General features: G+C 69.4%; 8 protein-coding genes and 2 pseudogenes. 7 read left to right on the forward strand and 3 right to left on the reverse strand.

The window, feature by feature from the left end; translation table 11 throughout:
- From BMG07_RS01180 to BMG07_RS01205, 6 genes and pseudogenes are all read left to right on the forward strand, one after another.
- Entirely contained in the window at nucleotides 1-945 is a 945-nt protein-coding gene (locus BMG07_RS01180; RefSeq protein ID WP_198082810.1) for an ABC transporter permease, read from the forward strand.
- Nucleotides 942-1,760: an ABC transporter permease gene (locus tag BMG07_RS01185; protein WP_374221215.1), complete on the forward strand. Its 819-nt coding sequence runs from the start codon at nucleotides 942-944 to the stop codon at nucleotides 1,758-1,760. The genes BMG07_RS01180 and BMG07_RS01185 overlap by 4 nt, the downstream gene beginning before the upstream one ends.
- 1 nt (nucleotide 1,761) lies before the next feature.
- Nucleotides 1,762-3,434 (forward strand): annotated as a pseudogene (locus BMG07_RS01190) (ABC transporter ATP-binding protein).
- The gene (locus tag BMG07_RS01195) at nucleotides 3,364-3,858 is read left to right on the forward strand and encodes a cytidine deaminase (protein ID WP_269758516.1); all 495 of its coding nucleotides are present in this window, start codon (nucleotides 3,364-3,366) and stop codon (nucleotides 3,856-3,858) included. Before BMG07_RS01190 ends, BMG07_RS01195 begins: the two are co-directional and overlap by 71 nt.
- Nucleotides 3,859-3,886: 28 nt before the next feature.
- Nucleotides 3,887-4,669: a deoxyribose-phosphate aldolase gene (gene deoC / locus BMG07_RS01200; RefSeq protein ID WP_198082812.1), complete on the forward strand. Its 783-nt coding sequence runs from the start codon at nucleotides 3,887-3,889 to the stop codon at nucleotides 4,667-4,669.
- Between the two features lie 98 nt (nucleotides 4,670-4,767).
- Nucleotides 4,768-7,227 (forward strand): thymidine phosphorylase, encoded by a 2,460-nt coding sequence (locus tag BMG07_RS01205; protein ID WP_198082813.1) that lies wholly within the window; start codon nucleotides 4,768-4,770, stop codon nucleotides 7,225-7,227.
- Between the two features lie 21 nt (nucleotides 7,228-7,248).
- On the opposite strand, the gene BMG07_RS01210 is transcribed toward BMG07_RS01205, so the two are convergent.
- From BMG07_RS01210 to BMG07_RS01220, 3 genes and pseudogenes are all read right to left on the reverse strand, one after another.
- A complete protein-coding gene (locus BMG07_RS01210) occupies nucleotides 7,249-8,595 on the reverse strand; it encodes an MFS family transporter (protein ID WP_198082814.1) in 1,347 nt (448 codons plus the stop codon).
- 154 nt (nucleotides 8,596-8,749) lie between these two features.
- Nucleotides 8,750-10,285, reverse strand: a complete 1,536-nt coding sequence (locus BMG07_RS01215; protein ID WP_198082815.1) for a beta-propeller fold lactonase family protein — start codon at nucleotides 10,283-10,285, stop codon at nucleotides 8,750-8,752.
- 190 nt (nucleotides 10,286-10,475) lie between these two features.
- Nucleotides 10,476-11,066 (reverse strand): annotated as a pseudogene (locus tag BMG07_RS01220) (class I SAM-dependent methyltransferase); the annotation flags it as partial.
- Between the two features lie 99 nt (nucleotides 11,067-11,165).
- Here BMG07_RS01220 and BMG07_RS41245 point away from each other — a divergent pair.
- Nucleotides 11,166-11,606, forward strand: coding sequence for a gamma-glutamylcyclotransferase (locus tag BMG07_RS41245; RefSeq protein WP_269758527.1), 441 nt, complete (start codon nucleotides 11,166-11,168; stop codon nucleotides 11,604-11,606).
- The last annotated feature ends 10 nt before the right edge of the window (nucleotides 11,607-11,616 follow it).

Below are 11,616 nucleotides of genomic sequence, written 5' to 3' on the forward strand. Positions count from 1 at the left end.
ATGTTTCGCTTCTTCGTTCGAAGGCTGCTCGCCGCCGCGCCCACGCTGTTCATCAGCGCCGCGGCCGTGTTCTTCTTGATCCGCCTGATTCCGGGCGATCCCGCGGCGCTGCTGCTCGGCGACCAGGCCGATGCGGCCAGCCTGGCCGACCTGCACCGCCGCCTGGGCCTGGACCAGGGCCTGCCGACGCAGTTCATGCTGTGGCTGCAGCGCCTGTGGCATGGCGACCTGGGCCAATCGATCCGCACCGGCGAGCCGGTGTTGCCGCTGGTGCTCGACCACTTCATCGTCAGCGCGCGCATCGTGTTCGTCGCGGTGGCGCTGGCGGCGGCCATTGCGGTGCCGGCCGGCATGCTGGCCGCATGGCGGCAGAACGGCAAGCTCGACATCGGGTTGGTCAGCGCCGCGACCGTGCTGCTGTCCATTCCCAGTTTCTGGCTCGGGCTGATGCTGCTGTACGTGTTCGGCCTGGCGCTGGGCTGGCTGCCCGTGATCGGCTATGTCGATTTCGGCGAAGACCCGGTGGCCGCGCTTGCCTACATGGTGCTGCCGGTCGCGACGCTGGTGCTGCACGAGACCGGCATCCTGATTCGCATGGCGCGTGCCAGCACGCTCGAGGTGCTGCGGCTCGACTACATCACCTATGCGCGCTCCAAGGGCCTGTCGGAAGGCGCGGTGCTGTGGCGCCACACCTTCCGCAACGCCTTCGGCCCGACCTGGACGCTGATCGGCCTGGTGCTGGGCAACCTGCTGGGCGGCATTGCCGTGGTCGAGACCGTGTTCACCATTCCCGGCCTCGGCCGCCTGCTGGTCGATTCGATTTTCGGGCGCGACTACCCGGTCATCCAGGGTTGCCTGCTGTTCGTGGCCTTCGTCTACGTGCTGATCAACCTCGTCGTCGACCTGCTGTACCCCCTGTTCGATCCCCGCGTGGCCGAAGCATGATGAAACCGAGACACATGAACGCCGTCATCGGCGGCACGATCCTGGGCGCGATTGCGCTGGCGGCCTGCATCGGCCTGTTCTGGACGCCGTTCGATCCGCTGATGCTCGGCTATGCCAGGCGGCTCGCCGCGCCCGACGCGGTGCACTGGCTGGGCACCGACGAGTTCGGCCGCGACGTGCTGAGCCGCCTCATGACGGCCGCGGCCACCAGCGCGCGCATCAGCGTGCTCACCGTGGTGACGGCCGTGGCGTTGGGCACGCTGGTCGGCGTGCTGTCGGGCTACCTGCGCGGCTGGACCGACCGCGTGCTGATGGCCTTCAACGACGCGCTGCTCGCGTTCCCCGGCATCCTGCTGGCGCTGGGCTTTCTTGCGGTGGCGGGGGCCAACGAATACGGCATCGTCATTGCGCTCGGCATTGCGTATGCGCCGTCGGTCGCGCGCATCGTGCGCGGCACCGTCATGTCGCTGCGCGAGATGGACTACATCGCCGCGTCGCGCGTCATGGGCAACTCCGAGTTCTTCATCGTGTGGCGCCATGTGCTGCCCAACTGCGTGGCACCGCTGGTGGTGCTCGCGACCTCGATGTTCGGCTGGGCGCTGCTCGCGGAAAGCGCGCTGAGCTTCCTGGGCCTGGGCGTGCCGCCGCCCGCGCCGACCTGGGGCAACATGCTGGCCGGCAGCCGGCCCTTCATCGCCAAGGCCGTGTGGCTGGCCGTGTTCCCGGGCGCGTGCATCTCGCTGACCTTGCTGGGCATCAACCTGCTGGGCGACGCGCTGCGCGACCGCCTCGACCCCCGCATGCGGAACGCCTGACATGCAGAACGACAACACTTCCCTTTCTTCCTCGCTGCTCCAGGTTGCGGACCTCACGCTGGCGCTGGCCGGCGGCAAGACGCTGGTGCACGGCATTTCGTTCGACATCGCGCCGGGCGAGATCGTCGGCATCGTCGGCGAGTCGGGCAGCGGCAAGACGCTGGCGGCGCGCTCGCTGATCGGGCTGGCGCCGCCCGCGATCCGCCGCACGGCGGGCTCCATCGTGTTCGACGGGCAGGAGGTGACCACGCTGTCGCCGGGCGCCTTGCGCAAGCTGCGCGGCTCGCGCATCGGCATGGTGTTCCAGGAGCCGATGACGTCGCTGAATCCGTCGATGGCCATCGGACGGCAGCTCGACGAGGGGCTGGCGCTGCACACGGCGCTGACGCCGGCGCATCGGCGCGCGCGCATTCTCGAAATGCTCGAACGCGTGCGTATTCAAGACCCGGTGGCGGCGCTGTCGACCTACCCGCATCACTTCTCGGGCGGCATGCGACAGCGCATCATGCTGGCCTCCGCGATGCTGCTGCGCCCCGCGCTGCTGATCGCCGACGAGCCCACGACAGCGCTGGACGCGTCGTACAGCGCGAGGTGATGGACCTCATGGTCGAGCTCACGCGAGACCATGGCACTGCGGTGCTCATGATCAGCCACGACCTGCCCATGGTCGCGCGCTACACCGACCGCATGGTGGTCATGCACCATGGCCGCATCGTCGAGAGCAACCGCACGGCGGCGCTGGTGAAGGCGCCGCGCGAGGACTACACGCGCAAGCTGCTCGCGGCCATGCCGCATCGCGGCCCGGTGCGCGAGATACCCCGGGCCGACCCGATCCTCGAAGTCGATGGCCTCGTGCTCGACTTTCCCGCGAGCGGCGGGCTGCTGTCCAGGCGCGCCGGCAAGCGCGCGCTCAAGGGCATCGACCTGCGCATTGCGCCGGGCGAGGTGGTCGCGCTGGTCGGCGGCTCGGGCTCGGGCAAGACCACGCTGGGCCGCGCCATCGCCGGGCTGCTGCAGCCGACCGGTGGGCGCATCCTGTTCGAGGGCAAGGGCATCGCCAGGCGCTCCGAAGGCTGGGCGCGCTACCGGGCGCAATGCCAGATGGTGTTCCAGGACCCGGCCTCGTCGCTCGACCCGCGCATGACCGTGGGCGCATCGATAGCCGAGGCGCTGATCGGCATGCCCGGCCTGGGCGCGGCCGAGCGTCGGCGCCGCATTCTCGAAGTGCTCGAAGAGGTGTCGCTGCCGGCCGAGGTGGTCTTGCGCTACCCGCACGAACTGTCGGGCGGGCAGCGGCAGCGCGTGGCCATCGCGCGCGCGGTGGTGCGGCGGCCGGCTTTCATCATCGCGGACGAGCCCGTGTCGGCGCTCGACGTCACGGTGCGCGCGCAGATCCTGGAACTGTTTGCGCAGCTGCAATCGCGCCACGGCTTCTCGTGCCTGTTCATCAGCCATGATCTCGGCGTGGTCGAGCAGATCGCGGACCGCGTGATCGTGATGCACCATGGCGAGATCGTCGAGCAGGGCACGCGCAACGACGTGTTCGACCGGCCCTTGCACGACTACACCCGCGAGCTGCTGGCCGCCGCGCCGCGCATGGCCAATGCACTGGCACTGCGCGCCGAAGCGGACACTCGGCATACCGAACGCACACCCGAGGCCATGGCGCTATGACCAACATTCCAGCCTTTCTTACCCCCGAATTGCAAGCGCGCTTGCTCCAGGCCGCGCGCGAGGCGCAGCTGAAAGCCTATGCGCCGTACTCCCGCTTCCTGGTCGGCGCGGCGGTGCTCGACGCAGAAGGGCACATCCACGCCGCTGCAACGTCGAGAACGCGGCGTACCCCGAAGGCGTTTGCGCCGAAGCCTGCGCGCTGGGCGCGATGGTGCTCGCGGGCGGGCGCCGTGCGCAGGCCGTGGTGGTCGTGGGCGACGGCGAGGCACCCGTCACGCCGTGCGGCGGATGCCGCCAGAAGCTGCGCGAGTTCGCGTCGCCCGAGCTTGTGGTGCTGGTGGCGGACCGCCACCGGTTGCGCGGCTTCTTCACCCTCGGCATGCTGCTGCCGTCCAGCTTCGGGCCGGACAACCTGGCAACCTGACAACCGCCGATTCTTCCGGAACACAGCAATGAACGACGAACAGAACCTGCAGGCGCTGGCACGCCAGGCCCTGCAAAGCCTCGACCTGACCAGCCTGAACGACAACGACAGCGAAGACGACATCGCCAGGCTGTGCCGTCGTGCGGACGGGCCCTTCGGCCGCGTGGCCGCCGTGTGCGTGTGGCCGCGCTTCGCCGCGCTGGCACGCGCGTCGCTGCCGGGCGAGATCGCGGTGGCCGCGGTCGCCAACTTTCCCGATGGCAGCGCCGACGTGGCGCGCGCCGTGCGGGACACGCTGCAGATCGTGGAGGCCGGTGCGCAAGAGGTCGACCTGGTGCTGCCGTACAACAGCCTGATGCAGGGCGACATCGCCACCGTGACCACGGTGCTGAACGACGTGCGCAAGGCCTGCGCATCGCTGAAGCTCAAGGTCATTCTCGAAACGGGTTGCCTGGTCGATCCCGCGTTGATCGCCACCGCGTCGGACCTGTGCATTGCAGCCGGCGCGGACTTTCTCAAGACCAGCACCGGCAAGGTTCCGGTCAGCGCCACGCCGGCGGCCGCGCGCACGATGCTGGAACGCATCGCGCACCATGCGTCGTCCACGCGCGCCATCGGCTTCAAGGCCTCGGGCGGCATTCGCACGGTGCGCGACGCGGCGGTGTACATCGGCCTGCAGCGCGAGTGGCTCGGCCCCGAGGCCGTGGGGTCGGCGCGTTTTCGCATCGGCGCGAGCAGCCTGCTCGACGACATCGAATCGATCCTCGGCGGCAACGGCCCGGCGCAGGGCGCGCCGCGCGCCGCCTACTGAAACGTCCGACACGCACACGGAACTCCCATGCTCGCGCAAGAAATCATCCGCCTCAAGCGGGACAAGTCCGAACTCCACGCCCGCACATCGACGCGTTCGTGCAGGGCCTGGTCGACGCCTCATGGAGCGAGGCGCAGGCCGCGTCGATGGCCATGGCGATCTACCTCAACGGCATGAGCGCCGCCGAGACCGTCGCGCTCACGCACGCCATGACGCGTTCCGGCGACCTGCTCGACTGGGCCGCCGCGCACCTGGGCGGCCCCATTCTCGACAAGCATTCGACCGGCGGTGTCGGCGACAAGGTCAGCCTGGCGCTGGCGCCTCTCGTCGCGGCCTGCGGCGGCTACGTGCCGATGATCTCGGGCCGCGCGCTGGGCCACACGGGCGGCACGCTCGACAAGCTCGACAGCATTCCGGGCTACAGCACCTCGCCGTCGACCGCGCAGTTGCACCAGGCGGTGCAATCGGCGGGCTGCGCCATCGTCGGGCAGACCGCGCAGCTCGCGCCCGCCGACCGCCGGCTCTATGCGGTGCGCGACGTGACGGCAACGGTCGAGTCGGTGCCGCTCATCACCGCCAGCATCTTGTCGAAAAAGCTCGCGGCGGGGCTGCAGGGACTGGTGATGGACGTGAAGACCGGCAACGGCGCCTTCGCCGCCGAGCGCGAGCAGGCCGACACCTTGGGGCGTTCGCTCTCCACCGTCGCGCGCGGCGCGGGCCTGCCCACGCAGGTGTGGATCACCGACATGAACCAGGTGCTGGGGCGCACCTGCGGCAACGCGCTCGAAGTCGTCGAGGCGGTCGACCTGCTGCGCAACCGCAATGTCGAGCCGCGCTTGCGCGAGATCACGCGGATGCTGGGCGCTGAAATGCTCTTGCTGGGCAAGCTCGCGGGCAGTATCGATGAAGCACTCGCCCGAATCGACGCGGCGCTGGACAGCGGCCATGCGCTCGAGCGCCTGGCGCGCATGGTCGCCGCGCTGGGCGGGCCGACCGATTTCACCGAGCGGCCCGAACACTATCTGCCCGAAGCGCCGGTGCGCGTGCCGGTGCTGGCGGAGCGCGGCGGCTGGGTCTCGCGCATCGAAACGCGCGACGTCGGCCTGCTGCTGATCGAGATGGGCGGCGGGCGGCAACAGGCCACCGACGCGATCGACCCGCGCCTGGGCTTCACCGGCATCGCATCGATCGGCCAGCGCGTGGAAGCAGGCGACGTGCTCGCGCACGTGCACGCGCGCAGCGATGCGGACGCGAGAGGGCGCGCCGCAAGCTGGCCGCGATCATCGACATCGCGCAGACGCCGGTGGCGGCTTCGCCCGTCATGCTGCAACGGCTGGAAGACTGAGGGCATGGCGCGCGCGCTGGTGGTCATTCTCGATTCCTTCGGCCTGGGCGCGACGCCCGACGCGGTGCGCTTCGGCGACGTGGGCGCCGACACGCTGGGGCATATCGCGCAGCATTGCGCCGAGGCAGGCCGGCCCCTGCACCTGCCGGCGCTCGCACGCCTTGGGTTGCCCCAGGCGGCCCATGCGGCCACCGGCCGATGGCCCGTGGGGCTGGACAAACACGCGGCGCCGCAGGCCGCATTCGGCGCGGCGCGCGAACTGAGCCGGGGCAAGGACACGCCGAGCGGGCACTGGGAACTCATGGGTTGCCCGGTGCCGTTCGACTGGGGCTACTTCGCGCCCGTCGATGATCCGTCGGCCTCGGTCTTTCCGGCCGGACTCATGCGCCGCTGGTACGACGCATGCGGGCTCGAAGACAGCCTCTGCAACCGCCACGCGAGCGGCACCGAGGTGCTCGAGCGTTTCGGCGAAGCGCACGCGGCCACGGGCTGGCCCATCTGCTACACGAGCAGCGACAGCGTGTTCCAGGTGGCCGCGCACGAGCAGCACTTCGGGCTCGAGCGCCTGTACCGAATCTGCGAGATCGCGAAACCGCTGTTCGATGAAGTGGGCATTGCGCGCGTCATCGCACGGCCCTTTGCCGGTGCGCCGGGCAGCTACAAGCGCACGGGCGGCAGGCACGACTACACGACGCCGGCACCGGGCCCGACGCTGCTCGACGTGTTGACCGATGCGGGCCGCGAGGTGCATGCGGTGGGCAAGATCAGCGACATCTTCGCGGGGCGCGGCATCACGCACAGCTACCCGGCCGACGGCAACGCGGCACTGTGCGAGCGCACGCTGGAGGCGCTGGCCGCGTGCGGCGACGGCGGCCTCGTGTTCTCGAATCTCGTCGACTTCGACATGCTCTACGGCCACCGCCGCGACATCGCAGGCTATGCCGAAGCGCTGCGCGCGTTCGACGCGTTCCTGCCGCGATTGACCGACCGCATGGGGGAGGATGATCTGCTGGCCCTGAGCGCGGACCACGGCTGCGACCCGACGTGGCCGGGGTCGGACCACACGCGCGAGCATGTGCCGCTGCTGTTCTTCGGTGCCGGGGTAATAGAGGCCCGGAACCTGGGCGTGCGCGAGAGCTTCGCGGACCTGGGGCAGACGCTGGCCCGACACCTGGGTGTCGGGCCGCTCGCGCATGGCGAGTGCTGCTGGTAGCGCACCAGCGCGCTGGCTGATTTACTTGTCGTGATGCAGGTAGCTCGCCTGCTTCGGCAGCAGCAGGCTCACCAGGAAGGCCACGCCCATCATCCCGGTCACGTACCAGTAGAAGTACGACTCGTGCCCGATCGACTTCAGCCCCAGCGCCACGTACTCGGCGCTGCCGCCGAAGATCGCGTTGCCCACCGCGTACGACAGGCCCACGCCCAGTGCGCGCACTTCGGGCGGGAACATCTCGGCCTTCACGATGCCGCTGATCGAGGTGTAGAAGCTCACCACCGCCAGCGCCAGCGTGATCAGCACGCCGGCCATCAGCGGGCTGCCCACGTTCTGCAGGTTGCTCAGCACCGGCACCGTCATCAGCGCGCCCAGCGCGCCGAACAGCAGCATGTTGGTGCGGCGGCCGATGCGGTCCGACAGCGCGCCGAACACCGGCTGCATGCACATGTAGATGAACAGGCAGGCCGTCATCACGTTGCTGGCGGTCTTGATCGACATGCCGGCCGAGTTCACCAGGTACTTCTGCATGTACGTGGTGAAGGTGTAGAAGATCAGCGAGCCGCCGGCCGTGTAGCCCAGCACCACGAAGAAGGCGCGCTTGTGATGCGTGAACAGCTCGCGCATGGTGCCGGCGCCCTTGGCGGCGCGGGTCTTGTTGCTGGCGGTCTCGGTCAGCGTGCGGCGCAGCATCAGCGCAACCACGGCCGCCACGGCGCCCAGCACGAACGGAATGCGCCAGCCCCAGCTCTTGAGCTCGGCATCGTCCAGCACCTGCTGCAGCACCACCACGACCACCACGGCCAGCAACTGGCCGCCGATCAGCGTGACGTACTGGAACGACGAGAAGAAGCCGCGCTGTCCGCGCATGGCCACTTCGCTCATGTAAGTGGCGGTGGTGCCGTACTCGCCGCCGACCGACAGGCCCTGCAGCAGCCGCGCGGCCAGCAGCAGCGCGGGCGCGGCGGCGCCGATCTGCGCGTAGGTGGGCAGGCACGCGATGATCAGCGAGCCCACGCACATCATCGTGACCGAGACCACCATCGAGGTCTTGCGGCCCTTGCGGTCGGCCAGCCGGCCGAACAGCCAGCCGCCCACCGGGCGCATCAGGAAGCCGGCGGCGAACACGCCGGCCGTGTTCAGCAGCTGCACGGTCGGGTCCGACTTGGGGAAGAAGGCCGGCGCGAAGTAGATGGCGCAGAAGGCGTAGACGTAGAAGTCGAACCACTCCACCAGATTGCCGGACGAGGCGGCGAAGATGGCGAAGATGCGCTTGCGCTTTTCCTCGAAGGTGTAGGGCGTGTGGTTGTCTGCGGCGGCGGTGTCGGGGCTGGAGGCGCCGGCGCTCGCGCTGGTGATGGCGGTCATGGAAGGGGTCCTTGTCTCTGGCTGCGGCCCCACCGCAAAGCCGCGCGGAGCCGTTCCGGCGAGTCTGTCCGCCCCCCGCCGCGCTGTCGTCCGTAGCCGCCCGCCGGCCGGCTACGTATCGGTACGCAAGGGTAAATACCTAGAAAGTCTTCAGTTACTTCGCGAGCGCGACCTGTTGCGGCGTGTTTCCCGTCGCAATGGTCGACACCGGCGACGCGCCCATCGCCCCCGTGTCCGCATCCAGGGCGTAGCTCGACAGGGTGTGGGAAGTCCAGTTCGCCACGTAGATGAAACGCCCCGTGGGGTCCACGGCCACCGAGCGCGGAGCCGTCACCGCCACCGGCGTTCCCGACACGCTCAGGGCGCCCGTGGCCGCATCGATGGCATAGCGCGCCACCGTGTCGGAAAGCAGGTTCCCCACATAGACGAAGCGCCCCGTGGGGTCGACGGCCAGGGAAGCCGGCGTGTCCCCCGTCGCGACCGCCGGCCCCGCCGCCGAGCTCGGCACCCCGGTGGCCGTGTCGATGGTGTAGGCCGACACGGTGCGGGAGGCCCTGTTCGTCACATAGACGAAGCGCCCCGCGGGGTCCATGGCGATGGCCTCGGGCTGGATCTGTGCCGCGACGGCCGGCACCGGCAGCGGGCTGAATGCGCCCGTGCCCGTGTCGATCGCGTAGCACCGCACGGTGTTGTCGGCCTGGCTCAAGAGATAGGCAAAGCGCCCCGTGGGGTCCACGGCCAGCGCGGTGGCATACCCGGTGGCGCCGATCGACGACGACAGGCTCAGCGCTCCCGTGTGACTGTCGATGTCGTGGACCGACAGGGTGCTGGTGGTCGGGCTCAGCACGTACACGAAGCGGCCCAGGGGGTCCACGGTGAGGAAAAGAGGACTGCTCGGCGTCGCGACCGTCGGCACCCCCAGCGAGCTCAGGGCGCCGGTGGCGGCATCGATGGCATAGGCCGACACGCTGTTGGCGCCCTGGTTCGCCACATAGACGAAGCGCCCCGTCGGGTCCACGGCCAGGGAGTTGGGAAGGCGTTCCGTCGTGGCCGACGGCACTGCCGAAAAACCCAGCGCCCCCGAGTTCGCATCGATGGTGAAGGCCGACACGCTGTCGGAAAGAAGATTGGCCACATAGGCAAAGCGTGCCGGCGCGGCGGCTGACGTGCAGTTCACGGCCACCGAGGTGACGGCCGCCGAACCCATCGTGCCGTTGCCCTGGCTCACGGTGCATGTCTGCTCCAGGAACAGCGGCTGGGTCTTGACCGTGACCGCATAGCCGGCGCCGCCGGCCACGGGCGCGGTGAAGCGGAACGCGCCATTGGCGGCAATGGGCAGGTCGTCGCCGGCGTTGTTCTGCAGCACCAGTCCGCTGCCCCGCACGCCCGTGACGGTGCCGCCGACCGGGTAGCTGGCGGCGATGGGGTCCGGCGCGGACGGCACAGGTGGTGTGGGCGGCTCGTGCGCCTCGGGCGGCTGAGGCCGCGGCGCGGGCGACGCGACGACCGGCAGGAGCGGAATGCCGCCGCTGCTGCTGCCACCACCACCGCCGCCGCAACTCGCAAGCGCGGCGCCCATGAGCATCAGCAGCCCCGCCTTGGCGACCTTGCCGCGCAACACGGCGGCGCCATGGCCGAGCACGGCGAACAGCGCGCGGGCGCGCGTGCGCAAGAGAAAACGCGGGGGCATGGAGCGGCCTTCGGGCGATGAAAAGCCGCGATCCTAGGCAGCTAGATCGCGCGGCGCATCGGACTAAAGTCCCATGCGGTGCGTCAGGCGTAGCCACCCAGCCCCGGAATGTGAAGCCCGCATAGAACAGGCTGACGTTCGAGAAGCCCGCGTCGCGCAGGATCGCTTCGTCCTGCGCCGGTGTGAGAACGGCCAGCTTGGTGTCGATGGCCGCGCGCGCGTTCGCCGCGCCGTCGGGGGGCACGCCGGAGGCGAGCACGAAGGCGGTGTAGCGCGACAGCCAGAGCGCGCGCTCGCCTTCACCCTGCGGAACGCTGAAATGCGCGACCACGAAAGGCGCCCCCGGCTTGAGGCGGCGATGGACCTCGGCCACGGTGCGCCGCCTTTCTTCGGGCGGCAGGTAGTGCAGCGTCAGGAGGCAGGTGGCGGCATCGAAGGGCCCGGGCGGCGCGTCGTCGATATAGCCCTGGTGCAGCCTCACGCGCGAGGCGAGCGGCCCCAGCACCTGTTCGGCCAGCCGCAGCATGTCGGGCGCCGGATCGACGCCGTCGAACGCCCAGCCCGGATGCGCCTGCGCAAACGTCTTCAGCTCCAGCCCGCCACCGGCGCCCAGAACCAGCACGCGCGCATCTTCCGGCGCGCGCTCGGCAAGCAGCAGCGTCGCCATGCGCTGCATGCCTTCGTAGCCGGGGATGAATCTTGGCGGCCCTTCGGTGAAGCGGGCCACGGCTTGTGTATCGACGGGAGGGGGCATCAGGCGGTTTCCTTTTTCATGCAACATAATATGTTGCGTGATTTCCGGAAGTCAAGACCACGGCACCGGTCGCCCCGGCGGATTTCGCATACGCTCGTGGCCTTCCACCGCCCACAGATTCGCGTCATGCCAAACCTCGTCTTCGTGTTCGGAACCCTGAAAGAGGGCTACCCGAATTTCGCGACCAATCGCGGGACCCGGGTCCCGGGGAATTTCGTCACGGTGGCGCGCTATCCGCTGTACCTGGTCGGGGAGCGGTTCTCGCCATGGCTCGTTTTTTCGGCCGGCGAAGGCGAGCGGGTGGTGGGCCAGCTCTTCGAGGTGGACGACGCCACGCTGGCCGCCATGGACGTTCTTGAACGGGTGACCGAGTCGGACGGCTACCGCCGCGTGCTGATCGACGTGGAAAGCGTTTCAGGCGAAGAACAAGCACAAGCCGGCGCCGCGAAATCCGTTCACGCCTACGTCAAGGCGCCCGAGCACTTCAAGGCCGCGCAGGCCAAGGCGGGGCCGCTGCGCGAATACACGATGGCGCACGCCGGGCTCTACCGGTCGCGAGCCGACTGAATCGTCCGAC

The sequence above is a fragment of the Variovorax sp. E3 genome (assembly GCF_016082275.1).
Lineage (GTDB): Bacteria > Pseudomonadota > Gammaproteobacteria > Burkholderiales > Burkholderiaceae_C > Variovorax.